The organism is Pelotomaculum terephthalicicum JT (assembly GCF_022410535.1).
Lineage (GTDB): Bacteria > Bacillota > Desulfotomaculia > Desulfotomaculales > Pelotomaculaceae > Pelotomaculum_D > Pelotomaculum_D terephthalicicum.
In genome coordinates, this window is sequence record NZ_JAKNBL010000004.1 from 16,289 (window position 1) to 42,541 (window position 26,253).

Here is a 26,253-nt window from a genome sequence, read left to right on the forward strand (position 1 = left end):
CCGACATCTAAAGACTATAACACTTGTTTACTCCATGAGCCCGTAGGTAAGCACCATACCGGCGCATTTAATCTCTATTCTTCAAAACATCCACCAGATCCAGCTTTTTCACCCCTTTTACCACCATCAGATGGCCGGCTAATATAAAAGCAATTCCTCCCAGGGCGGAAATCAGGTAGGTCTGGAAAGAAAATACCATCGGCATCGTAAATAGATCGGTGCTGACCGCTCTAACATACCATTCGGTCATAAAGCGGCCGAACGGCAGGCCTAATGCCACTCCCAGCAGCGACTGCAGGAGGATTTCTTTCAGCAGCAGGCCGGAGACCTCACCGTTGGTAAAACCTAAAACCCGCAATGAGGCAAGTTCCCTTTTGCGCTCGGCGAAGCTGATCACCGAGGAATTATAGACAATAGCGAACCCCAGCAGCGCGGCAAAAATAATCATGATGGTTATGGTATAAAGCATACTGTCCAGGTTCTGGTTCAGGTTGTCCAGCTCCTTCCGGGGGCTGGAGATGGCGGAAACGTTGGTCATGTTATTTAATTCTTCTTCCAAGAGTCCGGTTTTGCCGGGCTCTACCTTTAACATGGCTCCAGAAACAAGCCGGCTTTCCTGAAGGATCCGGTTGGCTTGAGCGAGGGCGATGTAAGACCCGCTTCCGACAAGCTGGCTGTTAATGCCGGTAATTTTCACATCGGCATAGCGGGAAGGCCCCAGCCCCAGGAGTGTTTCCACTTCCACTGCGTCGCCGACCCGGGCGCCGAGTTTGGATGCCGTCCTCTGGCTGATGAGAATGCCTTCTTCCGGTAAATATAACGGTTTTCCGTTTTCGCCGGTCAGTTCTTTCAGAGTTAGCTCCGATGGCAGTCCCTGCAGCACATCGTCTTCGGAACGCCCGTTAAAATGTAATTTTACCGGTATATCAAAGAGAGGTTCCGTTCTTATGACACCATCCAGGCGCGCCAGGTTTAAAAGTTCATATTCCTTTACCGGTGTACCGAAGCGTACTAAAAAATCATAATGCTGTTCCTTATAGAAGTGTTGATTAATCATAAAATTAACTGAATCGTTGGAGAAGATAGACAGCACCAGCAAACCCACGGCAAAAATGACCCCCATAAGAGTTACCGCGAACCGGCCCCACTTGCGGCAGACGCTCCTCAGACTCATCTTCCAGGTCGCGTCCAGCCTGCGCCAGAGCCAGGTCCAACGCTCGATGATTATTTTGCCGGTTCCCCGGGGCGGTTCAGGCCGCATGGATTCGGCCGGATTGATGGCGACTACCCCCCGGGACGCGGTCAGACCGGCAATGAGGCTCACCGCCATACTAATCATGAAACCGTATAGAATTGCTTTAGAATTAATCCCGCCGATAGTCTCCGGCAGGTTAAAATAAATAGTGTATGTCTGGGAAAGGACCGAGGCAAGCGATATCCCCGTCAAGGTGCCCAGCAAGGCTCCCAGAAAAGCCACTGACAGGGAATAGCCGGTATAATGCAGCATGAGCTGCCGGCTGTCATACCCCAGGGCTTTCATCACGCCGATTTCCACGCGCTGAGCCTTGACCATCCGGCCCAGCATAACGAACTGGATGGCGGCGGCGACCCCCAGAAAGATCGCCGGCATGAAGCGGGACAGGGTGCGCAGGTTGTTAATTTCACTCTGCAGCACGTTATGGCTTAACTGGTCTTTACGGGGATAGCTGCCCAGATTGCCGTAGGGCTCCAGGATATTCTTAATCTGCTCCGCGATCCTTTTTTCGTCCGCTCCGGGAGCCAGTGACACCACCACCTGGTTTATCTGCCCGGAAAAATTCAGAATTTGTTCCGCCTGATTCTGGGGCAGCATGATGATGCCGAAGGTCTTGGGATCCGGCAACAGCGTAGCCGCGTCTTTCATAGCAATAACAAATTCTGGGCTGGTGGCGGCGCCTACCACGGTCAGCGGAACTTGTTTGCCTTCCGCTACAATATTAACTATGCTGTTGAAGGATAGTCCATTGGCTTTGGCATACTGCGGATCTGTAAGAATTTCGACGCCACCGCTCTGGGGGTATTTTTCAAAAAGCCGCCCGCTGAGCAAATAAAGACGGTTAACCTCGTTTTCCATAGGCAGGGGATAACTGATTAAACGGGCGGTGGCTCTTTGCTGATCATCTTTAAGTACCGGCACATCCTTCTGAATCCGCCCGGTGACTTTGCTCACCCCGGGTATCGCCTCAATCTGCCTGATTATTTGCAAGGGCGCCCTGATCACATGAAAGTAGTAATCGGCAAAGTTGGTTTCTTCGTAAAACAACTCCTGAGATCTGCTCATATTGTAGTAGGCGGTGGACATCGAAATATAAACGCATATGCCAACCATCACCACAGCCACCACCGCCAGGAACTGACCTTTGGTATTCCGGATGGTGCGCCACAGTTTCCTGGTTAAGACGCTCATTACCACTCAATCCTTTCGGGTGATACCGGGGATTGATTCTCCGTTATTTCCACAATATTGCCGCTGCTCATGCGCACAACCCGGTGTCCCATGGCACTGATGGGAGTGTTGTGAGTGACTATCACCACCGTGCTGTTCCGCTCCCGGTTAATTTTGGCCAGCAAACTCAGGATCAGTTTGCCCGTCTGGTAGTCCAGCGCGCCGGTGGGCTCGTCGCAGAGCAGCAGGCGGGGGCTTTTGACCGCCGCCCGGGCGATCGCCACCCGCTGCTGCTCGCCGCCGCTCAGCTGGGAGGGAAAGTGGTCCATTCTTGTTTCCAATCCCACTTCTGTTAATACTTCTTCCGTGGGCAGCGGCTTGTCCACCAGATCGGCCGCCAGTTCCACATTTTCCCTGGCCGTCAGGTCCGGAATAAGATTGTAGTGCTGAAAAACAAAACCCAACTCGCAGCGTCGAAATTGGGTTAGCTTGCTGTCTCCGGCCCGACTCAAGTCTTCTTCCCCGAAACATAACAGGCCGCTCGACGGCAAGTCCATACCGCCGATAATGTTCAGCAGGGTGCTCTTGCCGGAACCGCTGGGACCCAGGATAACCAGCAGCTCGCCCTCGTATATGAACAGAGAGGTTTCTCTTAATGCCTGAACGGTCACCTCGCCCATCACATAGTTCCTGGTTACCTGATTAAGTTTCATCAACACTTTTTTAGCCATTGTATTTTATCCTCTAGCCATAGTTCATCCTGAAACGTTTTATAATTCTATTTCTTGCAACAAACTTCCTTCATAGTCTGTCTCTATTATAGTCTGGCAAATATACCCAGGAAACATCAGCCGGCATATCGGCAATCCCCACCCTAAAAATCTAATTCATTTAATATTCGTCCTTAAATTAAGCAATAATACCATTACCGTCCTTAGGGGAAATTAAATCAAAGACTATTAATCTTAATCTTTAATCAGTAAACAATCGGTAAAGCCCTTTACTTCAGAACTGATGTTTGGTATACTGTTAAAAACGATTTGTCATCATATGGTTTATTGACGGCCAACCAAATTACTTAAAGAAAAGCGAGGAAATGATGATGGGATTGAAAATTGAATTAAACGAGCAGAAGTCACAACCCGTGTTGCTTATCAGAACAAGAACGGCGGTAGAAAACTTGCCCAAAGTAATTGGCGAATCCTATGGAAAAATCATGCGGTATCTGGCCGAACTCGGTGAGCAGCCGACAGACGCGCCGTACACGGCCTATTACAACCTGGACATGAAGGATTTAGACGTGGAAATGGGCTTTCCCGTCGCAAAATCGTTGTCCGAAAAAGGAGACGTCAAATCAGGTGAGATCCCCCAGGGCAAATATGTGTCCGCCATGCATAAAGGCACATACAGTCAAATGGAGCAACCATACAACGAGATGTTTAAATGGATGGAAGAAAAAGGCTATGAACCAAAAGGCGTGTACTACGAGTTTTACTTTAACTCACCAAATGATGTGCCTGAGAGCGAGCTTTTGACCAGGATAGCCATACCGGTAAAATAACAAGGCTGCTACTTCGGGCGCATGAAAAGAAGTAAGGTAACCTGTGCCGGTGTAACGAGCCGCCTTGATACCCGGCAGGCCGCCCATAATTTTGTTTAATGCTGCAAAAATCGCGGGGAACCTGTCTCTTGCAAGGATGAGTTAATATATTGCTCGATTGATCTTATCCTGTCTGCGCTTAAACTCAGCAAAAACCTGGCATATTCAGTCTGCCACTGCCTTTCCATCGGCTTTTCAGCGGCGTTCCGCACCGAAAAACCCGTTGGTTCGTTTCTTATTTCCTCTATAAAAACTATTCTGGCCAGTATGGACAACTCCATATCCCCTAATGCATTAAATAAAGCGCTAAATTCGTCTTCAAACAAGCAGTTTGCTTCAAGCACATCAATAAAATCACCTAGAGAGTGAATGCTTGAGGTTATTATCGCGGTTTTTTCCGCAGAATCGACGCACTCTATTATTTGCTCGACCACCATGCGAAAACTGTGATCATCCATACTCTTTCCCTCATCAAAAATAATGTCAAACCAGCGGTTCTCTTCATCATCAAGAATAACGACATTATCCAGGCAGTCATGGTCCAACGCGCTTAAGTATCTGGGCATTAATACTGACGCGGCATTGCGAATATAATCCTTTAGCTGCGGCTGCTCTATATGGAGCTCCCCTATCAGAACTTCAAACGCTTTTTTTATGAGAGACGAACATTGACTGCGGTCTAAACCTTTAAACTGATCAAGCAGAAGTGCATATTGGTATTTGGAAATGCTTAATTTTTTCGCTTCACTTTCTGACAACACGGAAAAAATAGAATTCGTTATCAATATTTCAAACACATTAATCAACGCTTCTCTGTAATCGATACGATATACTTTGCCGTAGTTAACTAACAGCTTCCCAACATCCTTATCAGCGAAAAGACTGCAAAACTGATTTTCTATTTTTAGCTTTTCAAGGTATTGTTTAATATAAAAAATCCCTTTAACGCGCATATCATCAAGAAGCAGTGGATAGTCCACACTCGCCATGGTATCATGCGCTTTAAACACCTCATCGTAACTTATCAAAAACTCCGGCAGGGCCTCATCTATGGTTGAGTGGTACGCTTTGACCGAAACATTAAGTTTTTTATCTTTTATTTCCCGGTATAGCGCCTTTGTTTCCGCGAGGCAAGCAGCCACAAGCGCGAGGCCTTTCTTGTGCGTATCCTCTATGTCATGTGTTCTCAAGCAAGCTAGGGCAGCTTCCGGATCGTTAAATTTGCTGATCCAGGCATCGATAGAATAAAGCATAGACATAAAAATACTCTGCGCCGTCTCGACCTTAATAGATGTGCTTTCACCTTTCGTATGCCTTATTATTAAGCTCGCCAATAAAGACATGATCTGAGACTGAATATTATCGACGGTCCGCCGGTCAATCAGCCCCGCTCGTCTTCCTTCTTTCAGGAGCGAAAGGGTATACTGGTTCGGATCCAAACGTTCTTTATTGAGTATTGTCTTAATCTCAATTTCCGTGTATTTCATTATAATGAGTCCCCTCCCGGAGAATGACCTGTTTACCGACTGGCGCGCTTAAGATTATCGGCAAAAAGCGCGAGTTCCCTATTTTTTAGAAGCTCTATCGACCCCCGGCTGGAATGATTAAAGAAATCCCTCATTAAGCTGATTAATTCATCATCGCCTATTCTGTCTTCCGTTTCGCTTTTCATGTAATAAAATATTTCCACCAGTTCATATAGGGTCAACGCATAATCATCAGTGTTAATATAGGGTAAAGTGCAAAAAGTGGCTATGATTTTCTTCACCGCTTCAATCCCTAATTCAACTCGTCCATGGCTGCGGACGGCCCGGTTTCTCGCTTCGATAAGCTCTTGCGCTTCCGCGGCTGTCAATATCAATCCATATTTTATGGATTCTTTGTTGGTCTCGAGTATTTCATTTATGTTAAGCTGTTTCAAAGCTTGCCCCGTTGAATGATAAAGATCAAGCCAATTCATCAAATCAGCCCTCCCATTTTAATAAGATTTAACAAACAAAATTTCAAAATTTGCTATTGACAAATAGTTAAATTTATGATATATTTAAGTTTTGCAATAGATATCATCACATTATATTCTAATAATACACGTCTGTCAATATGTTTTTCTTTCAAGAAACCTGTGCCGCCATTAAAGTGGCACGGTTTTTTTACTTTAATATTTCACATAATTGAAAGAAAGCTATACTTAAATCGTCTAACCTAATAGAGGCCCCTCAAAGAGGTAGTGAAATGACCGCTGACGAGATCTTGGTAAAAAAAGTGCAAAACTGCGATCTGGCAGCTTATGGTGAGCTTGTGCAGAGATACCAGGACCGGGTTTACAGCCTGGCAGCCAGAATGCTTAACACACCGGAAGATGCCCGCGACGTTTCCCAGGAGATTTTTATCAAGGTTTATAAATCGTTGCCAGGATTTGATTTCCGGGCAAGCTTCGCGACCTGGCTTTACAGAGTGTCCACTAATGTATGCCTGGATTTTCTGCGCCGCCGCGGCAAGGAGCAGAAGCGCAGCGAACCCCTGCGGGAAAACAAGGTCCGGGCAGATTGTTTGGCGGATAATAGCCAGGGACCGGAAGAGGTTCTGCTGGAAAAGGAACGCCTAAGGGAATTGAGGCAAGCCGTAGACACACTGCCGGACGGCTATCGCATAGCGCTGGTGCTGCATCACTACCAGGGACTCAGCTACAAGCAGGTGGCCGAAGTCATGAACCTGCCGGAGAAAACAGTGGCCACCCGCATTCACAGGGCTAAAATAATGCTAAAGGAAATTCTGCTGGGAGGTGAAGGCGGTGAACTGCCGGAAAACAAAAAAAGCGTTAAGCAAGTATCTGGCCGGAGAGTTACGATCTTCTGAAACCGCGGCAATTGAAAAACACCTGGCCGGCTGTCCGGCATGCGCTGCCGAGCTGAAAGAACTCCAAAGGCTGGACCGACTGCTGGACCTCTGGCGGCCCGAACCCGCCCCGGATAATTTTTGGGCGGACGTGATGGCAGAAGCAGCACAAAGCGCTTTCCCTCAACCAGCCGGGACACGGTCCGTGAACCGCCAGCGGTACAGTCTGCCGACCTTTTTCAAACAGCCGGAAATGTCGCTGCTGCGCGACCTGCTGACCGCGGCCGCCGTATCTCTGGCAATCTTCTGGGGCGCCGGAGGTTGGTTTGACGGACGGCAGATGGCAGATTACGGCAACAGCATTAATAGCGTGACATCCGCTTATACTGGCACTGTAGATAAATTCCTGGAGCGAACAACCGGAGCGGCGGGAAAATATACCAGGCCGACTATATTAGAGGAGTTGAAGCAGAGATGAAATGTGTAAACCACCCGGAAAATGACGCGCAAGCAATTTGCGCCATCTGTAATGCTCCTATCTGCGAGGAGTGTTTAGTCGAGCTGCGAAGCAAAAACTACTGCAGGCATTGTTTGGAAGAAAAGATTGGCGTTTTAAAAAGCGTGAACAATCACAGGAGCAAGTTCTTGGTTTTGCTGATCTCTTTGCTCCCCGGGGCCGGATATATGTACCTGGGGTTGATGAACAGGGGACTGCAGACTATGATTATTTTTTTCGGGACAATTTTTATAGCCGCGATGACGGGAATCGGAGGAATTACCGCCCTGGTGCTGCCGGTAATAATATTTTACTCTATCTTCGACACCTTGCAGCTGGCGGGACAGATGAATGAGGGTGTATTTATAGAGGATAAACCATTGATAGCTGCCGGAGAACATGCCAACTGGCATAATTTATTAGGTTACGGGCTGGTCGGGATTGGACTCCTGGCGCTGGCAAATAACTTTCTGCCGGAGCTTTTTGATTACCGGTTTGTGCATAAGCTGCTATCTCCGTTATTAATCATTGCAGTCGGAATATTTATCTTATACAGGAGTTTAAGGAGGAGGAAAAACGATGACAGTGAAAGAGAAATCTAAAGTCGGACCGATAACGCTGGCCGCAGGATTGATTATCGGGGGTTTGACGCTGCTTTTATATAACTTTGGGGCGATTTCCAGCCTGGAATGGCTGTGGAAGCTCTGGCCGGTGTTGTTGATCGGCTTGGGCGTTGAATATCTTTTAAAAAAAAGGGCTGATCCCGAGCGGGATGTCCATTTCCACGTCCCCAGCTTCCTGCTGATCCTGGTAATGATTATAGCCGGTTGCCTGTTATACGCCGCAACCAGTTTTGGAAAGAACATCAGCAGCTTTATTGACGGCTTTCCATGGAGTTCCGCAAATTATACCTACAGCAGGAATTGGGAGTCCGGACCTTTGGAAATAACGGCGGGAGAGCAATTAATCATCGAAAATAAAACAGGCAGCATCAAACTCCTGCCTGCTCAAGGCGACGGACTGAATCTTAAGGCTTCGATCCACTCACCTGAGAGCGGCCCGGCCAGAGAATTGGCCGATAAGGTAGCCCCGGAGATCAAGCGGGACGGCGACCGGGTTTCCGTTCAGGCGCCTGATACCGGGAATTCGCTTATGCGGCCTCCGTATACAGACCTGGAGGTGTCAATACCGTCCGGAGTAAATGTATATGTAAAAAGCGGCACCGGGCGGGTGACGGCGGAAAACATGCAGGCAAACCTGAATGTTGAAGGATCGGTAGGCACAATTGATCTCAATGCGATAAGCGGTAACATTGAGGTTGTGAGCAACACGGGCCGGATCAGGATTTTCGAACCGGGCGGCGACTTGCTGGCCAAAAACAACACCGGCAGCATAGAAGTATCTTCCGAGCGCCCGTTGTCCGGCAAATATGACTTGGAAAGCAGCACCGGCATGGTTAGTCTGCTGCTGCCGAAGCAATCCGACTTGGTTATTAACGCTGAATCCCGCACAGGCAGAGTGTCGGTGGAGGGTCTTGCAAATGCAAATGATGCAGATAAAACAGGGCCGGGAGACGAATTCAGCGGTCAGCTGGGTAACGGCAAGGGTCAGGCCAATCTGCGCGTCGGCACGGGCGCTATAAAAATTACGGCACGGTAAGGATGTGTTATTGATCGTCCGTGCTCCTTCCGTCTCCGGTCACCGGGATGGTATCGCCCAGAAAAGTAGGCTGAGGTTTAAGGATTTTAGCCAGGAAGAAATCCTTGTTCCTGGCAACTATTTCCCTCAGCTTGTATATCGTCATGACCTCACCGTAATCGTGCTGATCGGACGCCACTCCGTAAGCCTCAAGCCCCAATTCCCTGGCGGCAAACACTGCCCGCTTCAGGTGGTATTCCTGGGTCACTATAATAACTTTTTTAACCAGAAAAACATCCCTCGCCCGGTAAATACTCTCGTAGGTACAAAAGCCGGCGTGGTCCATAAACACGTCCGCTTCCGGAACGCCTTTATCTTTTAAGAATTTTTTCATGGTGTTGACCTCGTCGTAATCCTTGCGCCCGTGGTCACCGCTAACCAGTATTTTCCGGACCTTTCCGCTTTTATACAGTTCGTATGCCCCGTTTAAGCGGTCATAGAGCATGAAAGAGACCGTGCCGTCCGGAAAGACGTAAGCACCCGGTACAAGTATGGCGTCCGCTTCAGGAACCTCGCTTGCTCCGACAATGTACCTCGAACTGGTTCGTTGAACGTACTGGTCTATGAGTAAAGCTGAACTGATAATTATCACTGCCAGCATGACGAAAACAGCCGAAATCCTTCTGACCATCCTGCTTTTCAAAGGTCCGGTACCATTACAGCTTTTCATAAGATTCCTTCCTGTTTCTCCGCCGCGCAAGCTCGCTGGCATATTTTACACCCAGCATCTTTGAATTCAATGCCGCCCATTCAGTCAGCCTTGTTTTTCCCGCGGGCGGTGAATCCGTATAGAGCAAATCTGCTTTCAGCCCTTCAATTTCCTCCCGGGTAATTACCACATCCCCGACTATTTTTCCGATAAACCAGCCAACCATATATCCGATGAAATCAGGAACAGATACCACCGGCCTGGGCTTTCCAATAATCTCGCCGATTTTTTGAACCAGTTCCCGGTATGTAAAAGTTTCCGGCCCGATTGCGTTAATAATCCTGTTTTCCCTTGCCGCCCCCTGCTCCACCGCCAGCCCGGCCAGGTCATCCACAAATACCGGCTGCAAACGATAGCTGCCGTCTCCGAATACTCCGAACACGGGGAACCTTCTCAGCATCCAGGCAATGTTGTTGATGAGTATGTCCTCCTTCCCGAACAGGACGGCCGGGCGCAGTATGGCGTATGATATCCCCGATTCTTTCAGCGCCTTTTCCAGCCTTGCTTTTCCCCGAAAGTATTCAAGATGAGAATCTTCCGCCGGATTTGTGATGCTGACATGCACTATCCTCTTAATATTTGCTTTTTGGGCGGTCTGAAACAGTTTTAGCGTGTTTTCAACCGCCGCTTTATGTTTGAAATTGGTATGATTAAACCTGACCCAGTAAGTATTGTATAATACGGCGGCTCCTTGCATGGATTCTACAAGCTTGTCTTCATCGTCAAAATTATACGGATATACTTGCACTCTGCTCCCGAAGGGGTTTGAGCGGCTGGTAGAGTTTGTAAGGGTGCGGACTTGATGTCCAAGATCAAGCAGTCTTTTAGTTATATATTGGCCTGAATAACCGAATGCTCCTGTGACGATATGCACTTCACGGGTCATTATAATCACCCCAAACCGGAATTATTTCAGATCTCCAGCAATTCAAATCCATTTTGGGAATTAACCTTTCTCCGTGCGCCAAAACAAATGCACAATATGTTAATGCTGTGCCACAAGGAAAAAGGGGCCGCCAAACAGCATGCCGGCTATGAGTAGAAGTCTGAAAGCTTGCCAATAAGTTATCTGCTTTAAGTTAAACAAATCCGGCATCGTTATATTCCAAAGATACTGTAGCAAAAGAGGCACCAAAAACAGCAAACCGAGAACCAATAATATATATCCTAAAACATATAACGCCAAACAAAACACATCCTCTCTTTCATATACTCTTGCTCAGCCTAAATGACTTGTATTTGTAGAAAGACTGCCGGTAAAGGTCCTGATGCTGTACTTAAATCCTGGTTTATCACCCAACACATACTGAAAACTTACCTTATCCGCATTATTATTTTCCTTTTTAAAAACCATGATTTTTTTTGGTAAAGTCAATGAACATTGCCAGTGTGATAGCTCTTCCTCCCCAAAAACTTGTATTTTCGTAAATAAACACAATTGATTATATTCTGCTATTAAGCCTTTTGGGATCTCAATTAACTCATCTTTATATTTTTGCAATAATGCCACCGCCGAATCTCAAAATACTGCTTTACCAGCATATAGTCATAATGCCCCGCTATATTCTTATAATCATCATACATCCCAAGGACTCTTCCCTCAACTAATAATCCGCATTATAACTCCTATTGGATAATGATAACTGTATTGCACACTTCTACCTTTTACACCAAATTTCCTTCTGCTTGAATGATCATTTTTTAACTTCATATAAAAAAAGACGAATTCATGGTAAAATATGAGTGACTTTCCATACCATACCAAGTTGTATCAATCAGCAAATTGCTATCAGCAATTTTAGAGAAAAGTGTCACAAAACAGCATTTTACTGCGTCTATATATTAACAATATTTTTATAGCGAGAGAATTTTAGCGGAAATAAGCTATTAAATTGAAATAAATTGTGTGGTTGATCCGTCTAATTATATTGAGAGAAAGCTTTGTTCATGAATGAAAGGGGAGACTTGTTTTGCGGCCAGTCTTGCAAAGACTTCGGAATATGCCTGGGAAAAGAGTGCTTGCCGGGGTGTTGATCCTCGGCCTTATTATGTCGGTGGTTGCGCTGAACATGGTGAGAAGCAAAGGACAGGCCGGTGTCCCGGTGAAAACCGCCATTGTTGAGAACAAGCCCATTCAGGATAACGTTTTTGCCTCCGGCAGGGTAAGGCTGTGCGCGAAACAGGAGTTGTACACATTTACCGGCACAACGGTACAGGAGCTGAACGTTTCACCCGGCGACCGGGTGAGCAAGGGACAGGTTCTGGGTCTGCTGAATGCCGACGAGATCGAGGACGATTACAATGAGGCAAAGGCGAATTTTATCGCCCAGGAGGCGACTTTAAACAAGGCCATGTATCCCCGGGAAGAGGAAGTAGCCCAGAAAAGGGCAAGCTGCCAGAGAGCGGAAGCCGAATACCGGAACGCTCAGAAGAACTACGAGCGCAAAAAGCTTTTATACGATCAGGGCGCGCTGAGTGAAAAGGAGCTTGACGACGCTGAGCTCGACATGGCGCAAAAGGAAGCTGAATACAAAATCGCTGAAGAAGAGTGGAAAATGCAGGAAACCGGTCCTGTCGGCCATGAACTGACCGCCCTGCAGGCTCAGATCGAACAAGCCCGTTACCGGTTCGAACAGGAAGAAAACAAGTTAAACAAGACTGTGCTCCGCGCGGAAATGGACGGCGTGGTAACCACGGTGGAAGTGGCCTTGGGCGATTACGTCCAGCCGGGAACCAAGCTGATTACCATTGGTGATACCGGGCAGTTGGAGGTGACTGCCGGTGTGAATGAAGCCGACAGCGGTAAATTGAAGCCGGGCCAGAAGGTTAAGGTCACTACCGCTGCTCAGCCCGGACGGGAGTACAGCGGCATATTGCAGAGCGTTTCCCCCGGCGCGGTGGCGGCGAAGACCACGGAGCAGGGCAGTCAAACCGAAGTTCCGGTTATCGTCAGAATAGACGGCGACACAGAGGGGCTGCGCCCGGGGTATACGGTTGACCTGAGCATCACCGCGGTGGATAAGGACAATGCTTTGGTGGTGCCATATGAATCCGTCGTGGAAAAAGAAGGAGTAAAACAAGTTTTTGTGGTGGAAAACCAGGTGGCCAGGCTGAAAGATGTTACCACCGGGGTCGACACCGCGTTGCTAACGGAAATATTAGCGGGGCTTTCTGAAGGAGAAAAAGTTATCGTTAGTCCCGGCAAAGAACTGCAAGACGGCAGCCGGGTGCAAGAAGTGACGGAAACGCCAGTCAATGAGGGAGTTAACCTGACATGATCAAAGTAAAAAACCTGGGTAAAATTTACAAGGCGGGCGCGCATCCGGTGGTAGCCCTGGCTGATGTTGATCTGACCGTTAAGCCGGGTGAGTTCGTGTCCGTGATGGGGCCTTCCGGGTCAGGTAAATCCACTCTCATGAATCTGCTGGGCTGCCTGGATATTCTGACTTCCGGCTCCTATTTGTTGGACGGCATGGAAGTCAGCGGCATGAGCGAAACGGAGCTGGCGCAGGTCCGCAAACTCAAGATCGGCTTTGTTTTTCAGGCCTTTAACCTGCTGCCCCGCATGAGCGCCATACGCAATGTTGAACTGCCCATGATCTACGCCGGGGTCGCTCCCCGCGAAAGAGCGAGGCGGGCTGCGGAAGCGCTGGAGAAGGTAGGCCTGGCGCAAAGAATGAGCCACCGGCCCGGCGAACTGTCCGGCGGCCAGATCCAGCGGGTTTCCATAGCCCGGGCGCTGGTTAACAATCCTGCCGTAATCCTGGCGGACGAGCCCACGGGAAACCTGGACACCCGCTCGGGAGAAGAGATTATGGCTATTTTTCAGGAATTGAACCGCGGCGGGGCCACCATCGTCCTGGTCACGCACGAGCGGGAGATCGCCCTGCATACGTCCAGGATCGTCCATTTCCGGGACGGGCGCCTGGTGGAGGATGAACCTGTGGCCGCCCCGCTGGACGCCAGGGAACATATCAGCGCGGCGGTGCCGGTTGGTCAAGCCGGCAGCAATATTGAAAGCGGGGGGGAATTCGGGCGGTGAACCTGCTGGAGAGCGTTAGAGTAGCTCTGGAAGGAATCATGACCAGTAAGCTGCGCTCCTTTTTAACCACCCTGGGCATTGTGATCGGTATCGCCGCCGTGATCGCGGTGGTGGCCATCGGCCAGGGCGGCAGGGCGGTGTTAATGGCCGAGATGGAAAAGATAGGCACCAATATTTTCGCCATTTACGTGGACTGGCGGAGCGATAAAAAGGTTACGGGACGCGAGTTCAACTTAAGCGATGTAGCGGTGATCAAGGATAAGGTGCCCGATATCACCCACCTTTCTCCCGTTAACAATTCCCTGTGCGACGTCAGGGGACCCAAAGACCAAAAAACAGGCCGGGTAATAGGCGTCTCGTCTGATTATTTCTATATCCGTAAGTTTAACATGAAAGAAGGCCACTTTTTCACGGAGGAAGACGACGCGGGCAAGCGCCGCGTGGCCGTGCTTGACGAAGAGCTGGCCGGGCAGGTTTTCGGCAGGGCGGAGGCGCTGGGCAGCATTATCACGCTCAACAGCACCCCTTTCCTGGTCGTGGGAATATTGGCAAAGAGTGAATCCGCCCTGGGATTTAGTGAAAATCCCGGCGTGTATGTCCCCATCCAGGCCTGGCAGGTTATGTTCAACAGCCAGGTGCAGGAACTGGAGGGCAGCGCCGCTTCGAAGGAAAAAGTGGACGAGGCCATGGGCCAGGCCGTGAAAGTGCTGGAGCGGCGGCACCAGACACCCGGTAAGTACGCCGGCATGAGCATGGAGCAGGAGATGCAGGCGGCCAACAAGATAACCGGCATCATGACCTTGATTATCGGAGCTATAGCCGGAATATCACTATTTGTCGGCGGCATCGGGGTAATGAACATCATGCTGGTGTCGGTGACCGAGCGCACCAGGGAAATCGGCATCCGCATGGCCTTGGGAGCCAGGCGCAGAGACATCCTGGTTCAGTTCCTGATCGAATCGATTATGCTATGCCTGCTGGGAGGCATAATCGGCATGGCCCTGGGCGCCGGAGGAGCCTACCTGATCGCCAAACTGGCCAAATGGCCGCCACTGGTGTCCTGGTGGACGGCGCTGCTGGCTTTTGCGTTTTCCGCCGCCATAGGCGTGGTGTTCGGACTTTTGCCCGCCAACAAGGCGGCCAGGCTGAACCCCATCGAGGCGCTGAGAAGGGAATGATTTTCTCATCCCCCGATACAATCACATCTGCCTTTCTTTTTCTCCATTCGGCTGAGAATGGAGTTTTTAATATCAAAGGGTGTTGACAGAGCAAATAGAGCATGGTATTTTATTATTATAACTACCTATACCAGTAGGGGTATAGGTAGTTCTGTGACATGATAAATAGCCACGAATAAAAGGCATTGCTGTACATATACCCCTTCCCGGTATTGTCATGCTCCAGAATTTATTTGATTATGTAGAAAGGAAGATGCAGTATGTTAAAAGAATTAAAAAAGAAAAGACGTTACCTGCAATTATCGACCGTGCTGGGACTGCCATTGGTCGCTATTGGCGGCTGGTTTTATCCCGTATTGGGTTTTCTGCTTCTCGGCTGCATGATCGCCGGGGTGGGCATCGCATTTTACAGAGGCCGGGCATGGTGTGACTGGATGTGTCCAAGGGGAAGTTTCTTTGACCTCTTGTTTAGCAGCGTCAGTCCCCAAAAACGAATACCGTCTTTCTTAAGAGGCAAAATTTTTCGCAGCTTCATGCTGGGAATGATTTTCCTGGTGTTGGGAACCCAGCTTTACCTGGCCTGGGGCAGGTTTGACCAAATGGGCTTGGCCATGGTGCGTGTTCTCACTGCAACCACTATTGCCGGAATAATGCTGGCATTGTTTTATCATCCGCGCACATGGTGTCACATTTGTCCCGTCGGCACACTGGGCAACTGGGTTTCCAGAGACAGGCATCCCCTTGTTGTCGGACAGAGTTGCACTAAGTGTAAAATTTGCTCCAAAGCTTGTCCTATGCAACTGCAACCCTACGAGTTCGCGTCTGTAGGGCTAATGAGCGACAGCGATTGCCTCAAGTGTTCTTCATGCATCGCCTCATGCCCCAAAAAAGCCCTTGGTTTCGCAGATGTTTAAACAAGAAGAACTATGCTAATAACTAGAACTAAGGAGATGTATATAATTGCAGAGCGGGACGCAACAAAATGCCGAGGATAAACATCAGCTATTGCAGGAAGAATTGCTAAGCAGGCTCAAAAAAATTGAGGGGCAAGTGCGCGGTGTTTACAGAATGATTGAAGACAGCCGCAGCTGCAGTGATATCGTTATCCAACTTGCCGCCATCAGAGCGGCGGTAAACAGGGTGGGTATCACTGTGCTTACCTGTCACGTTTCCGACACAATAGAAAGCAACATACGAGAAGGCAAGGACGTCAAGGATTCTCTAACCGAGATCATGTCTGTATTTAAAAAATTTTCTTAAGGAACTTTAAGATTAAAGTTCCTTAAAGTCCCTTTCAACATCTTGGATACTTTTGTACCTATCTTCGATGCCCATTAATTTTTTTAAAAACAGAATCTCCTTTTGCTGTAAATCCAATTCTTCATACCAAGCTTTTTTCTTGTTATCTTTTGGCTCAAAAGATGTATAGTACAGGTGTAAAAGAAAGTCCCCCAAGTAAGAAAAATCCACATCCACGGTATATCTTTTTTCGTCAATCCAACGGGCCAGCCCGAAATCTATTAAACTTACCTTATTGCCGTCATATAATGTGTTCGGCACCCTTATATCCCTGTGCACAATATTGCTTCCATGCAAATATTTTAATATGCTAATTACCTGCTCACCGATCCGGCATATCTCTTCACGGCCGAAAACATAATTTTCAGCAAAAATTAATTCCTCGAAAGTATTGCCTTCTTTATACTCTAAAACATAACCATAGCATTTTTCCTGCTCAATTTTCTTTATAAATCCCGGAATGCATTCATGCTTTAAAGTCTTTAATATTTTTTCTTCATAACCAGCTTTTGCCCGGCTTTTTTTCAGCATTCCTTTTTTTAATTGCTTAAGTATATATTGTTTTTCATGATCACAAACCAGATAGCAAATACCATATCTGCCTTCACCGATTATTTTTAAAACGGTATATTCACCAATTTTTTGAGATGGTGAATATACCGTATCCTTGTGAAATAATCTTATGACCATGAACTGCGGCGCGAGTGACGGCGTCTGTAATGATGCGAATGAGAATGCGAGTGTCTTCTGGAACTGTTTATAGCGTCAATAATTTTTCCTAAAATACCGCCCCGCCTCTTGTAATAGTGACTGCCATGGCTTCCACGGCGATAATGTCCCTTACTTGATGAACGTGAAAACTTAGATAAAAATCCCATAATCTAACCTCCTGGATTAATTATTTTCCTTTGCAAGATATTTTATTCAGATATTATAAAAAATACCTGTGGCACCATAATTTCAACTATTATAGTCCCATAGGTATTTTATCTGTTGCCGGCAATGCCAAGCCGGCTCCATGCAACTGAAGATTAAGTATATCGCCTGTATATCGCCTGCTCCATTAATAAACTATTCTTTTGCCCCTAGTTTATGCCAAGACAAAACTGTTTGTCAATATTTTTTTAATATTAATTCCAGATTAATTCCATAGATGGTAAATATTAGAAGATACCGCATTCACAAACTCACACTACTTCTCTGATGCGTTCGGAAACGATCTCGGCAATTTTTGCATCAGCTCCCATATGAGCGGCGCACTTTATCTCCACTTCATATTTTGCTTTGAGCTGCTCAATCATGACAGGTATATCTTTCTGCATATGTATACCGTTTGAGATAAAGACCGGCGCAACAATTATTTTTTTCGCGCCGCTTCCAATCAGCTTGTATACGGCTTCCTCCAGCCCCGGTCTCCCGGATTCCGGGTTCATAAAGGCAGTTTCCAGCAATTGAAAACCATTGTTAGCTTTAATCATGTTCGACAGCTCCAGTAAAACCTCATTAGCTTCATCCACTACCGCCCTGCTGCCGTGCCCCAGAACTACAATGCCAATTTGCATTTCTAAATTCTCCTTCTTAGAAAGTTATGATAAAAAAAATACTCGCACAGTTTGGTCGTATATAGGTCGTATATAGTTAATTATACCTGTAATATCTCTGCCAAAACCCGCAGCAGCGTTGAATTAGAGACGTGATCTTTAACCGCCAGGCGAATGTAGCCGGATCCCAAGCCGGGAAAAGAACTGCAGTCGCGTATTAAAATCCCCCGCCGGCCGGCCGCCCTCGCCAGCTCCTGAGCTTTCCACCCCGCGGCGCTGGTATCGACAAGCAAAAAATTAGCCGCGGCAGGAAACGGTTTCAAACCAAGTTCCGCCAGCCGGCCGGCAAGAAAGTTTTTCTCCCGCCGAATTAAAGCCCGGCTGCTTTCCATATAGTCATCTTCCCTAAGGGCGATCTCTCCGGCCATTTGGGCCAGGATGTTGACGTTCCAGGGGTCCCGGACTCTGTTCAGGATAGAGGTCAGCGCTGCATTGGCAACGGCGGCTCCCAAACGCAGCCCCGGCATGGCAAAAAACTTGGTAAGCGAGCGCAGTACGAGCATGTTGTCGGCGTCAACGGCCTTGGCGCATAAAGTCAGCTTCCGCCACTCCGGCAAGAAATCAAGAAAAGATTCATCGATAACCAGGAACACCCCCCTGCGGCGGCAGATTTCCGAGATCTCCCGCAGGGCTTTTTCCGGAATGAGATTGCCGGTCGGGTTGTTGGGGTTGCATAAAAAAACAAGTTCCTCACTAGAAAGTTTATTCGAGATAAACGCGGGATCCAGCTGAAAGCCGTCCTGCGGCTTCAAGAACACCGTGGCTATTTCCGCGCCGCTTATTTGCGACACGCGCCGGTATTCGCCAAAGGTCGGCTCGCATATGAGCACCCGGCGCGGCTCAAGGGTTTGCATCAGCAAGTGCAGGATTTCCATCGAGCCATTGCCGGCTGCCACATTCTCCACTCCCACACCGAGATAGTCAGAAAGGTTCTTTCTAAGGCCGTGGTTCTCCGGGTCCGGATAGCGCTGAATGACTTTAAGATTGCGTCTCAGGCAATCCAGCACCGCTGCCGGAGGCCCCAGCGGATTGACATTCAGGCTGAAATCCAGCGTTTCCTCAGGGGTTCTGCCATACTGCAGCGACGCCTCGCGCCAGTTGCCCCCGTGAACAATCCCTTCTGTTTGAGCCATCCTCTCTTCTATTCCTCTTTTGACCATGCTAAGGCCGCAACCTCCAAACCGAATTATGGGTATAAAGTTATTCAGGCAGTTGGGGCGGCGCTTGGTAATGACTCCGCCACGCCTGCCTCGCTAAAGGTAGCCATCTCGTTTAATACCTTCACCGCCGCGTCGACGAGAGTCATGCCCAGGACCGCGCCGGTGCCTTCACCCAGCCGCATGCGCATGGTCAGCATGGGCCGCAGTCCCAGCATCTGAAGCATTACCCTGTGGCCGGGCTCCTCAGACAGGTGAGACGCGATCATGTACCGGCGGCATAACGGGTTCAGCTTTGCCGCGATACAGGCCGCGGCGGCGGAAATAAAACCGTCGATCATCACCGGCACGCGGGCGGCCGCGCCTGCCAGGATTAAACCGGCCAAGCCGGCGATTTCCAGTCCCCCCAATTTTGCCAGAACATCAAGACCGTCCTCCGGGTCAGGCCGGTTTACCTTTAATCCTTGCTCAATAGCCTTAATTTTAAGCTCCAGTCGCTGATCATCAAGGCCGGTGCCGCGGCCCACGATATCCCTCACCGGCTTGCCGGAAAGAGCGGCTAGAATGGCTGTGCTTGGCGTGGTATTGCCGATGCCCATTTCACCGGTACCGAGCAGTTCCGCGCCACGCCGGACGCAGTCATTAGCCACCTCGATCCCCACCTCCAGGGCTGCTATCGCCTGCTCCCTGGTTAGCGCCGGCCCCTCGGCAAGGTTCGCCGTGCCATAGGACACTTTGCGCTTCAGCAAACCGGGCAGGTCGGGCAGGTCGGCAGCAACGCCGATGTCGACCAGCAGCAGCTCCACTCCGGCATGGCGGGCCAGAACATTGATCGCCGCCCCGCCGTTGGCAAAATTTAAGACCATCTGGAGAGTCACTTCCCGGGGAAAGGCGCTGACTCCACAGGCCGTAACGCCATGATCGCCCGCCATAAGGACATGAGTCTTGCGCAGCGGAGCCGGCGGCTGCCTGCCGGTAATACCGGCGAGAGCAAGGACGATATCTTCCAATACCCCCAGGCTGCCAGGCGGTTTGGTAAGATTATCGAGCCTGGCCTGGACCCTGTCTTTTGCCTCATTGTTCAATGGCTTGATCGCTTCCATAGTGCGAGTGAGCAATTCCATCTTTTCAGCATTCCCCCTACTTTTTTAAACTGCGGGCATAGGCGCGGCATCGCGCCAAAAAATTATTTGCGGCACCCGGATTCCCGGCCCAATGGAGATGTATATACGATGCAAGCACTGAACCTGAAGCATAACCTTCTAATTGATTATTTTCAGTCAGGCGATAGGCCCAGGGATGACCTTCTGCCACTTCCAGCCCTGAATAATGAAACTCGTGGCCTTTTACCAATAAACCGGCCGGGCCGAGGATACTAATGCCCTGTGTTGCCGCCTCCCGGTAACCCATGCCGGCCAGTCTCTTTTGCATGCCGCAGACGGCGGGCACCAGACCGGCCATAGGCCAGATTCTGTCATCAAAGTCTTTGATCGCCCGGCAAAGATACATCAGCCCTCCGCATTCAGCATAGAGCGGCAATCCCCCGGCTGCTTTTCGCCTGATATCTTCATGCAACGTTGTATTGGCAGCCAGTTCCGGCAAAAACATTTCCGGGAAACCGCCGCCGATGATCAGTCCTGCCGCGCCCGCGGGAAGCCGGGCGTCTGTCAGCGGGCTGAAAGGCAGCAGGCAAGCGCCGCGGGACTCAAGATAATCCAGGGCATCCCGGTAATAAAAATTAAAAGCAGCGTCATGGGCAATGGCTACCGGCAAACGCCCGGTCACCGGCTGAGGCGCGAATAAAGGGCGCTCCGGCGCCCCCAACTTTTCCGCCCCACCCGCCAGGGTCATGATCCGATCCAGGTCCAGTGCTTCGCCGGCGATATGGGCGAGCCGGTCCAGCACCTTGTCAAGCTCCGCCATCTCCACCGCCGGAGTGAGTCCGAGGTGCCGCGAGGGCAGCGCCAAACCCGCCTCCCGTTCCAGGCAGCCGACGACGGGAATGCCGGTGGCTTCCTCAATCGCCTTTTGCAGAATCTCTTTGTGCCGTTCCCCGGCGACACGGTTTAGTATTACACCGGCGATATGCACTCCGGAATCATAACCGGCATAGCCCATTACCATGGCGGCCGCGCTCTGGGCCAGAGAACCCGCGTCCAGAACAAGCAATACCGGTGCCTTGAGCATGCGGGCCACTTCCGCCGTGCTCCCCGCGCCGCTGCCCGCCCTGCCGTCATAAAGACCCATTACTCCTTCAATTATTCCTATATTGGCTGTAGCAGCGGCTCTCAAGTATAACTCCCTGATTGTCGCCTCAGGCAATAAAAAACTGTCCAAATTGCGGGACGGGCGTCCGGTTACCGCTGTGTGGTAGCCGGGGTCGATATAATCGGGGCCGACCTTGTACCCCTGCACCTGCAATCCCCGGCGCGCCAGGGCCGCCATCAGTCCGGCGGCCACGGTAGTTTTACCTGAGCCGCTTTTCACACCGGCAATTACTACCCGTGCCTGAACCATAAAAAGCTCCTCCCAAGTTCCAAGTCCGGTAGAAACCAGAGTATTATACCGCCCGCCACGGTAAACAACAATATTGCCACGTTCAACAGCTTGACCGAACCGGCAATATGTTCCGATGTTATCTCCTCACATGGTGCACCAATATGAGGACGGAAAGAAGCTATTCCCCGGTAGTAATTCAAGCCGCCAAGACGCACCCCCATGGCGCCGGCGGCGGCCGCCTCGGGAAAGCCGCTGTTGGGACTGGGGTGGCTGCGCGCGTCGCGCCGCATGGTCGACCAGGAGCGGGAGAAGCTAGTGCCGGTCAGGGCGGCAGCCAGGCAAATGAACAGGCCGGTCAGCCTGGCCGGAAGATAATTGGCCAGATCGTCCAGGCGCGCGGCCGCGCGGCCGAAATAAAGATACTGCTCGTTGCGGTAGCCCAGCATGGAGTCCAGGGTATTAATCGCCCGGTAAGCCATCGCTAGCGGCACCCCGCCAACCAGGCCCCAAAAGAGAGGGGCGATTACCGCGTCGCTGGCATTTTCCGCGACTGTTTCTACTACCGCCCGCGCGATTTCACCCGGCGGCAGTTCCCCGGTATCGCGCCCGACAATTAATCCTGTCTGCCTGCGGGCTTCCGTAAGTTTATTGTTTTTAAGCAGCCGGTAGATCTCCAGGCCTGCTTCCGCCAGGCCGCGCCAGGCCACCGTTGTCGACAGCAGCCAGATACCCAGACAGACACCCGCCGCCGGAGCCAGGCGGCAGGCCAAAGCAAGCAGCACATAAGCGGAAAGCCAGGATGAACCCGCCACCAGTGTCACCAGTGTTGCTCCGGCAATTAATTGCCCGCGCGGCGTGACCGCCAGGGGACGGAATAAACCTTCCAGGCGGGCGATCAGCCGGCCGATCAGCCGGGTCGGGTGGGGTAGCCACCTGGGGTCGCCGATTGCCAGATCCAGGGCAATCGCTCCCAGGAAAACGGGCAGGTTAAGAAACAAAATCCACAACCTCCAGGGGACGGGATAGTCCCATGATCTCCGCCAGCCGTTCCAAGTCCAAGGAAGCTCCGACAACCCGCGCCAGTTCGTCCAGGCGCTTTTCCAGATCGGCCGCAAATTTATAATCACCCTGACGGTCCGCCAGGCCGCGCCGCCGCCGCAAAAAAGACAGCACATTGCCGCGGAAGTTGTCGTTATCAAAGATGCCGTGCATGTACGTACCCAGGATCAACCCGCCGGGAGCCACGGCACCGTCGTCAACTTCAGCCGGTTCCTCTCCCCTCTTTTTGATCCGAAAGGCCGCTTCTGTCCGGTTCACGCGCCTGCTCTCACCCATGTGGATTTCATATCCCCTCACCTGCCAGCCGCGGCAGGGTCCCAGAAAAGGACCATCGCCGGTTATATTCGCCTCAACAAGATAAGTGGCCTTGGTAAGAGCGAAATCAGTCACAATATCGAGCAGTCCCATCCCTTTGACTCTCCGCGCGCCGCCGCCTTCACTGCCCTCAGGGTCGTTTATTTCAATACCCAGCATCTGATAACCGCCACAAATGCCGATCACAGGCACACCGGCAGCGGCCAGCCTTTTAATCTCAGCGACCTTGCCGCATTCTTCCAAGAACAGGAGGTCGCTCAGGGTATTTTTGCTTCCGGGCAAAATGACCAGGTCCGGCTTCCCCAAAGGCTCCTTTCCGGCAACATAACGGACATTTACCCCAGGCTCCCGCTCCAGGGGGTCAAAGTCGGTAAAATTAGAGATGCGCGGAGTCGTCACAACGGCAATTTCTATTTGCTCCGCTGTCGAAGCCCGGTTGATTTTCCTTTCTAAAGCCACTGAATCTTCTTCAGGCAAGCCCAAGTCAGGCAGGTAGGGAATTACCCCGAGCACCGGCTTGCCGGTTCTGGCCTCAAGAAATTCCAGCGCCGGCCGCAACAGCGCCAAATCACCCCTGAACTTATTGATGATAATGCCTGACACCATCTCTCTCTCATCAGGATCAAGCAATTCAAGAGTGCCCACCACCGCCGCCAGCGCGCCGCCGCGGTCAATGTCGGCCACCAGCAGCACCGGAGCCCCGGTCATCCTGGCGATGCGCATGTTGGCAATCTCGTGTTTCTTTAAATTGACTTCCGCCGGACTGCCAGCGCCTTCAATGACGATAATTTCAAACTCCCGGCAAAGACTCGTGTAGGCCCCTTCCACCACGCCCAGCAAGCTCTGGTTGTAGTTACCGTGGTATTCCATGGCCGAAAGGTTCCCCACCGGGCTGCCCAGCACCACTATTTGCGAAGAGGCGGGGGCGGTCGGCTTAAGCAAAATGGGATTCATCCGCACGCTCGGCTCCACGCCGGCGGCATACGCCTGGAGAACCTGGGCACGGCCCATTTCGCCGCCATCGCGGGTTACACAGGAATTCAGGGCCATATTTTGAGACTTGAACGGGGCCACCCGGTAACCCGCCCGGTAAAAGAGACGGCAGAGGGCGGCGGCGAGAACGCTTTTGCCGACACTGGAACTGGTGCCTTGCAACATAACACTGTAGTTCATCATTCCACCGCCAGTTTGAGCAGGGCGTTGACGGCAGCGACGGCCACCGGGCTGCCCCCCTTTGTTCCACGCACCATCACGTGCGGGACAGCCGTGCCGGCCAGGGCTTCCTTGGCCTCGGCCGCGCCGACAAAACCGACAGGCACACCGATAACCGCCGCCGGCCGGGCAGCGCCCGCCTCAATCAACTCCAGCAGGCGAAAGAGAGCGGTAGGCGCGTTGCCGATAACCACCAGGCCGCCGTCCATCCGGTGGGCAAGCCACTCCATGGCCGCCATGCCTCTTGTGATATTTCTTTTTTTTGCTTCGGCAGCCACGTCGGGCTCCCGGATCGCGCAAAAGGTTTTGCCGCCCAGCGAGTCAACCAAACGGGCATTGATACCCGCGCGGACCATTTCTATATCGGTAAAAATGCCGGCGCCCTGCTTCAAAGCCGCCACCGCCGCCGTGATAAAGTCCGGGTGAAAAGATATTAACCGGACATAATCGTGGTCGCCGGTAGCGTGAATGATCCTGAGCAAGACCGCCTTTTCTCCAGGAGTCAACCGGCAGCAGCCCAGTTCAGCGGCGATAAGATCATAACTCCGGGCCTCGATAGCCTGCGGGTTTTGCATAAAAGCCAACGACTCGCCACCTCCTATAAAGTAACTCTCTCTTGGGGACAATGGGGACGGTTCTCATTGTTTGTGTTTGGGGTCCCGTATTAGACAATGAGAACCGTCCCCATTGTCTTTTTTAAGGCCGCCAGTATTTCGGCTTTGCTCATGCCGGCTTCTTCTCGCGGACGGTTGATAACAATCACGGGCAGGCCCAATTCCAGGGCCGCGGATACTTTTTCCTCCATGCCGCCGGCTGTTCCGCTATCTTTGGTAACCACAATATCGGCTTTGTAATAACGGTAGAGGGCTGCATTCAGTTCCCTGCCGCAAGGCCCCTGCAGGGCGATGATATCGCGTGGCGTCAGGCCGAGCGAGCGGCAGAAGGCAATTGAATCTGTTTCAGACAATACCCGCGCGATTAACCGCTTGCCCTGCAAATCTGGAGAATGGACAAACTCAGGCAAGTGACGCGTACCGATTGCCAGGAAGATATTGTTAAATACAGGGGATGCCACGGCGTTCACCGCCCCAGCCCATCCATCGACCCGTTTTATCAAGGGACTGACGGGCAGCTCGGCTGCCGGCCGGGCGCAGCGGTAATAAGGCAAACCGTGCCGGGCGCAGACCTGTTTCGCCATCTCAGTGATGTTAGCCGCGAAAGGATGGGTGCAGTCCACCAGCGCCGTAAAATGACTGCCCTGCAGCAGGGCGGACAGGCCGTCCTCTGAAAGCGGGCCGTTTATATTCGCCGCCGCCCCGGCGGCGCCGGCCAGTTCGGCCCCGTAGGCAGTCAAGGTCGCGGCCGCCACCTGATAACCCCGCGCGCAAAGGCCGGCCACCATTTCACGTCCCTCGGCCGTGCCTGCCAACACCAGGATCATATCTGATAACCCCGCGGTGTTACCAGGCGGCCGCTCAATACCCTGGTCCGGCTGTTGCCGATAATCACTGTCGACAGCATATCCACCGGCAGGCCGGCAAATTTCTGGAGACTGCTCACCCAAACTTCCTCCCCGCCGCGCCCGGCGTTGCGCACCACGCCCACGGGCGTTTCCGGCGGCCTGTGTTTTAAAAATATCTCCCCGGCCTGCTGCAGCTGGCTTCGTCTGCCGTGACTGCGGGGATTATAAAGAACGGTCACGAAATCCCCCCCGGCGGCCATTTCCAGCCGCCGGGCGATCAGGTCCCAGGGGGTCAGGCGATCGCTCAGGCTAATCACGGCGAAGTCATGCATTAAAGGCGCTCCCAGTAAGGCGGCCGCCGCCGTAGCCGCGGTCACGCCCGGAATGACCTGAACCGGCAGTCTGCTCTCCGGCGCGGCCTGATGCAGAACTTCCAGAACCAGGCCGGCCATGCCGTAAACACCAGGGTCACCGCTGGAAACGACAGCTACCCGTCTCCCGGCCAGGGCCAGCCGCACCGCTTCACGGCAGCGCTCCAATTCTTGAGTCATCCCTGATGACACTACTGCCCGGCTGCCGATAAGGTTTCTGATCAGTTCGATATAGACGTGGTAACCCACGATCACTTCGGCTTGCCCCAGCGCTTCAAGCGCGCCGGCCGTCATG

Annotated in this window: 27 protein-coding genes; 10 read left to right on the forward strand and 17 right to left on the reverse strand. The window is 51.3% G+C overall.

Annotated elements, in window-relative coordinates; all coding sequences use genetic code 11:
* Positions 1-67: 67 nt before the first annotated feature.
* Positions 68-2,446: an ABC transporter permease gene (locus L9W92_RS04415; protein ID WP_240082542.1), complete on the reverse strand. Its 2,379-nt coding sequence runs from the start codon at positions 2,444-2,446 to the stop codon at positions 68-70.
* On the reverse strand, positions 2,446-3,156 hold the full coding sequence (locus tag L9W92_RS04420) for an ABC transporter ATP-binding protein (RefSeq protein WP_240082543.1): 711 nt from the start codon (positions 3,154-3,156) through the stop codon (positions 2,446-2,448). The genes L9W92_RS04415 and L9W92_RS04420 overlap by 1 nt, the downstream gene beginning before the upstream one ends.
* A 371-nt stretch (positions 3,157-3,527) precedes the next feature.
* On the opposite strand from L9W92_RS04420, the gene L9W92_RS04425 reads away from it, so the two are divergent.
* Positions 3,528-3,986 carry a GyrI-like domain-containing protein gene (locus tag L9W92_RS04425; protein ID WP_240082544.1) on the forward strand — a complete coding sequence of 153 codons (459 nt, stop codon included), beginning with the start codon at positions 3,528-3,530 and terminating at the stop codon, positions 3,984-3,986.
* Between the two features lie 95 nt (positions 3,987-4,081).
* On the opposite strand, the gene L9W92_RS04430 is transcribed toward L9W92_RS04425, so the two are convergent.
* Together L9W92_RS04430 and L9W92_RS04435 are read right to left on the reverse strand one after the other, a co-directional pair.
* A complete protein-coding gene (locus tag L9W92_RS04430) occupies positions 4,082-5,512 on the reverse strand; it encodes a DUF6179 domain-containing protein (protein WP_240082545.1) in 1,431 nt (476 codons plus the stop codon).
* Between the two features lie 32 nt (positions 5,513-5,544).
* Positions 5,545-5,985, reverse strand: coding sequence for a DUF6323 family protein (locus tag L9W92_RS04435; RefSeq protein ID WP_240082546.1), 441 nt, complete (start codon positions 5,983-5,985; stop codon positions 5,545-5,547).
* Between the two features lie 272 nt (positions 5,986-6,257).
* Between L9W92_RS04435 and L9W92_RS04440 the strand changes: the two genes are divergently transcribed.
* Genes L9W92_RS04440 through L9W92_RS04455 form a run of 4 tightly spaced genes read left to right on the forward strand, consistent with a single transcriptional unit; the run spans position 6,258 to position 9,015 of the window.
* Complete coding sequence (locus tag L9W92_RS04440; protein WP_240082547.1) at positions 6,258-6,881, forward strand: RNA polymerase sigma factor; 624 nt, start codon at positions 6,258-6,260, stop codon at positions 6,879-6,881.
* Complete coding sequence (locus tag L9W92_RS04445) at positions 6,817-7,338, forward strand: anti-sigma factor family protein (protein WP_240082548.1); 522 nt, start codon at positions 6,817-6,819, stop codon at positions 7,336-7,338. Before L9W92_RS04440 ends, L9W92_RS04445 begins: the two co-directional genes overlap by 65 nt.
* Positions 7,335-7,958 (forward strand): B-box zinc finger protein, encoded by a 624-nt coding sequence (locus L9W92_RS04450; RefSeq protein WP_240082549.1) that lies wholly within the window; start codon positions 7,335-7,337, stop codon positions 7,956-7,958. Before L9W92_RS04445 ends, L9W92_RS04450 begins: the two co-directional genes overlap by 4 nt.
* Positions 7,936-9,015 carry a DUF4097 family beta strand repeat-containing protein gene (locus L9W92_RS04455; protein WP_240082550.1) on the forward strand — a complete coding sequence of 360 codons (1,080 nt, stop codon included), beginning with the start codon at positions 7,936-7,938 and terminating at the stop codon, positions 9,013-9,015. Before L9W92_RS04450 ends, L9W92_RS04455 begins: the two co-directional genes overlap by 23 nt.
* A gap of 7 nt (positions 9,016-9,022) precedes the next feature.
* On the opposite strand, the gene L9W92_RS04460 is transcribed toward L9W92_RS04455, so the two are convergent.
* The 3 genes from L9W92_RS04460 to L9W92_RS04470 form a co-directional block, all read right to left on the reverse strand.
* Entirely contained in the window at positions 9,023-9,685 is a 663-nt protein-coding gene (locus L9W92_RS04460; RefSeq protein ID WP_240082680.1) for a SanA/YdcF family protein, read from the reverse strand.
* Positions 9,686-9,710: 25 nt separating this feature from the next.
* A complete protein-coding gene (locus L9W92_RS04465; protein ID WP_240082551.1) occupies positions 9,711-10,649 on the reverse strand; it encodes an SDR family oxidoreductase in 939 nt (312 codons plus the stop codon).
* 333 nt (positions 10,650-10,982) lie between these two features.
* Entirely contained in the window at positions 10,983-11,264 is a 282-nt protein-coding gene (locus tag L9W92_RS04470; protein WP_240082552.1) for a hypothetical protein, read from the reverse strand.
* A 499-nt stretch (positions 11,265-11,763) separates the two neighbouring features.
* On the opposite strand from L9W92_RS04470, the gene L9W92_RS04475 reads away from it, so the two are divergent.
* The 5 genes from L9W92_RS04475 (at position 11,764) to L9W92_RS04495 (ending at position 16,243) form a co-directional block, all read left to right on the forward strand.
* Positions 11,764-13,041: an efflux RND transporter periplasmic adaptor subunit gene (locus tag L9W92_RS04475; protein ID WP_240082553.1), complete on the forward strand. Its 1,278-nt coding sequence runs from the start codon at positions 11,764-11,766 to the stop codon at positions 13,039-13,041.
* Positions 13,038-13,805 carry an ABC transporter ATP-binding protein gene (locus tag L9W92_RS04480; RefSeq protein WP_240082554.1) on the forward strand — a complete coding sequence of 256 codons (768 nt, stop codon included), beginning with the start codon at positions 13,038-13,040 and terminating at the stop codon, positions 13,803-13,805. Before L9W92_RS04475 ends, L9W92_RS04480 begins: the two co-directional genes overlap by 4 nt.
* On the forward strand, positions 13,802-14,983 hold the full coding sequence (locus L9W92_RS04485) for an ABC transporter permease (RefSeq protein WP_240082555.1): 1,182 nt from the start codon (positions 13,802-13,804) through the stop codon (positions 14,981-14,983). Before L9W92_RS04480 ends, L9W92_RS04485 begins: the two co-directional genes overlap by 4 nt.
* A 260-nt stretch (positions 14,984-15,243) precedes the next feature.
* Entirely contained in the window at positions 15,244-15,897 is a 654-nt protein-coding gene (locus L9W92_RS04490; protein ID WP_240082556.1) for a 4Fe-4S binding protein, read from the forward strand.
* 46 nt (positions 15,898-15,943) lie between these two features.
* Positions 15,944-16,243, forward strand: coding sequence for a metal-sensitive transcriptional regulator (locus L9W92_RS04495; protein WP_240082557.1), 300 nt, complete (start codon positions 15,944-15,946; stop codon positions 16,241-16,243).
* Between the two features lie 12 nt (positions 16,244-16,255).
* Here the strand turns inward: L9W92_RS04495 and L9W92_RS04500 are convergent, their stop codons facing one another.
* The 10 genes from L9W92_RS04500 to cobJ all read right to left on the reverse strand — a co-directional run bounded on the left by L9W92_RS04500 (position 16,256) and on the right by cobJ (position 26,252).
* Positions 16,256-16,972, reverse strand: coding sequence for a protein kinase domain-containing protein (locus L9W92_RS04500; RefSeq protein ID WP_240082558.1), 717 nt, complete (start codon positions 16,970-16,972; stop codon positions 16,256-16,258).
* A gap of 497 nt (positions 16,973-17,469) precedes the next feature.
* Complete coding sequence (locus L9W92_RS04505) at positions 17,470-17,844, reverse strand: sirohydrochlorin chelatase (RefSeq protein ID WP_240082559.1); 375 nt, start codon at positions 17,842-17,844, stop codon at positions 17,470-17,472.
* 80 nt (positions 17,845-17,924) lie between these two features.
* Positions 17,925-19,043 carry a threonine-phosphate decarboxylase CobD gene (cobD, locus tag L9W92_RS04510; protein ID WP_240082560.1) on the reverse strand — a complete coding sequence of 373 codons (1,119 nt, stop codon included), beginning with the start codon at positions 19,041-19,043 and terminating at the stop codon, positions 17,925-17,927.
* Between the two features lie 44 nt (positions 19,044-19,087).
* Entirely contained in the window at positions 19,088-20,164 is a 1,077-nt protein-coding gene (cobT, locus tag L9W92_RS04515) for a nicotinate-nucleotide--dimethylbenzimidazole phosphoribosyltransferase (protein WP_240082561.1), read from the reverse strand.
* 16 nt (positions 20,165-20,180) lie between these two features.
* Positions 20,181-21,557: a cobyrinic acid a,c-diamide synthase CobB gene (locus L9W92_RS04520; RefSeq protein WP_240082562.1), complete on the reverse strand. Its 1,377-nt coding sequence runs from the start codon at positions 21,555-21,557 to the stop codon at positions 20,181-20,183.
* Entirely contained in the window at positions 21,539-22,537 is a 999-nt protein-coding gene (cbiB, locus tag L9W92_RS04525) for an adenosylcobinamide-phosphate synthase CbiB (protein ID WP_240082563.1), read from the reverse strand. The genes L9W92_RS04520 and cbiB overlap by 19 nt, the downstream gene beginning before the upstream one ends.
* On the reverse strand, positions 22,527-24,089 hold the full coding sequence (locus L9W92_RS04530; RefSeq protein ID WP_240082564.1) for a cobyric acid synthase: 1,563 nt from the start codon (positions 24,087-24,089) through the stop codon (positions 22,527-22,529). Before L9W92_RS04530 ends, cbiB begins: the two co-directional genes overlap by 11 nt.
* Positions 24,086-24,700 (reverse strand): precorrin-8X methylmutase, encoded by a 615-nt coding sequence (locus L9W92_RS04535; RefSeq protein ID WP_240082681.1) that lies wholly within the window; start codon positions 24,698-24,700, stop codon positions 24,086-24,088. The genes L9W92_RS04530 and L9W92_RS04535 overlap by 4 nt, the downstream gene beginning before the upstream one ends.
* An 89-nt stretch (positions 24,701-24,789) precedes the next feature.
* Positions 24,790-25,566: a precorrin-6A reductase gene (gene cobK, locus L9W92_RS04540; RefSeq protein WP_240082565.1), complete on the reverse strand. Its 777-nt coding sequence runs from the start codon at positions 25,564-25,566 to the stop codon at positions 24,790-24,792.
* The gene (gene cobJ, locus L9W92_RS04545; protein WP_240082566.1) at positions 25,563-26,252 is read right to left on the reverse strand and encodes a precorrin-3B C(17)-methyltransferase; all 690 of its coding nucleotides are present in this window, start codon (positions 26,250-26,252) and stop codon (positions 25,563-25,565) included. Before cobJ ends, cobK begins: the two co-directional genes overlap by 4 nt.
* Position 26,253 lies beyond the last annotated feature (1 nt).

What these genes read in the sequence shown, in the direction of transcription:
- L9W92_RS04415 (WP_240082542.1), bottom strand. Translation starts at nt 2,446, where the DNA reads ATGAGCGTCTTAACCAGGAAACTGTGGCGCACCATCCGGAATACCAAA.
- L9W92_RS04420 (WP_240082543.1), bottom strand. Translation starts at nt 3,156, where the DNA reads ATGGCTAAAAAAGTGTTGATGAAACTTAATCAGGTAACCAGGAACTAT.
- L9W92_RS04425 (WP_240082544.1), top strand. Translation starts at nt 3,528, where the DNA reads ATGGGATTGAAAATTGAATTAAACGAGCAGAAGTCACAACCCGTGTTG.
- L9W92_RS04430 (WP_240082545.1), bottom strand. Translation starts at nt 5,512, where the DNA reads ATGAAATACACGGAAATTGAGATTAAGACAATACTCAATAAAGAACGT.
- L9W92_RS04435 (WP_240082546.1), bottom strand. Translation starts at nt 5,985, where the DNA reads ATGAATTGGCTTGATCTTTATCATTCAACGGGGCAAGCTTTGAAACAG.
- L9W92_RS04440 (WP_240082547.1), top strand. Translation starts at nt 6,258, where the DNA reads ATGACCGCTGACGAGATCTTGGTAAAAAAAGTGCAAAACTGCGATCTG.
- L9W92_RS04450 (WP_240082549.1), top strand. Translation starts at nt 7,335, where the DNA reads ATGAAATGTGTAAACCACCCGGAAAATGACGCGCAAGCAATTTGCGCC.
- L9W92_RS04455 (WP_240082550.1), top strand. Translation starts at nt 7,936, where the DNA reads ATGACAGTGAAAGAGAAATCTAAAGTCGGACCGATAACGCTGGCCGCA.
- L9W92_RS04460 (WP_240082680.1), bottom strand. Translation starts at nt 9,685, where the DNA reads ATGGTCAGAAGGATTTCGGCTGTTTTCGTCATGCTGGCAGTGATAATT.
- L9W92_RS04465 (WP_240082551.1), bottom strand. Translation starts at nt 10,649, where the DNA reads ATGACCCGTGAAGTGCATATCGTCACAGGAGCATTCGGTTATTCAGGC.
- L9W92_RS04475 (WP_240082553.1), top strand. Translation starts at nt 11,764, where the DNA reads ATGCCTGGGAAAAGAGTGCTTGCCGGGGTGTTGATCCTCGGCCTTATT.
- L9W92_RS04480 (WP_240082554.1), top strand. Translation starts at nt 13,038, where the DNA reads ATGATCAAAGTAAAAAACCTGGGTAAAATTTACAAGGCGGGCGCGCAT.
- L9W92_RS04490 (WP_240082556.1), top strand. Translation starts at nt 15,244, where the DNA reads ATGTTAAAAGAATTAAAAAAGAAAAGACGTTACCTGCAATTATCGACC.
- L9W92_RS04500 (WP_240082558.1), bottom strand. Translation starts at nt 16,972, where the DNA reads ATGGTCATAAGATTATTTCACAAGGATACGGTATATTCACCATCTCAA.
- L9W92_RS04505 (WP_240082559.1), bottom strand. Translation starts at nt 17,844, where the DNA reads ATGCAAATTGGCATTGTAGTTCTGGGGCACGGCAGCAGGGCGGTAGTG.
- cobD (WP_240082560.1), bottom strand. Translation starts at nt 19,043, where the DNA reads ATGGTCAAAAGAGGAATAGAAGAGAGGATGGCTCAAACAGAAGGGATT.
- cobT (WP_240082561.1), bottom strand. Translation starts at nt 20,164, where the DNA reads ATGGAATTGCTCACTCGCACTATGGAAGCGATCAAGCCATTGAACAAT.
- L9W92_RS04520 (WP_240082562.1), bottom strand. Translation starts at nt 21,557, where the DNA reads ATGGTTCAGGCACGGGTAGTAATTGCCGGTGTGAAAAGCGGCTCAGGT.
- L9W92_RS04530 (WP_240082564.1), bottom strand. Translation starts at nt 24,089, where the DNA reads ATGATGAACTACAGTGTTATGTTGCAAGGCACCAGTTCCAGTGTCGGC.
- L9W92_RS04535 (WP_240082681.1), bottom strand. Translation starts at nt 24,700, where the DNA reads ATGCAAAACCCGCAGGCTATCGAGGCCCGGAGTTATGATCTTATCGCC.
- cobK (WP_240082565.1), bottom strand. Translation starts at nt 25,566, where the DNA reads ATGATCCTGGTGTTGGCAGGCACGGCCGAGGGACGTGAAATGGTGGCC.
- cobJ (WP_240082566.1), bottom strand. Translation starts at nt 26,252, where the DNA reads ATGACGGCCGGCGCGCTTGAAGCGCTGGGGCAAGCCGAAGTGATCGTG.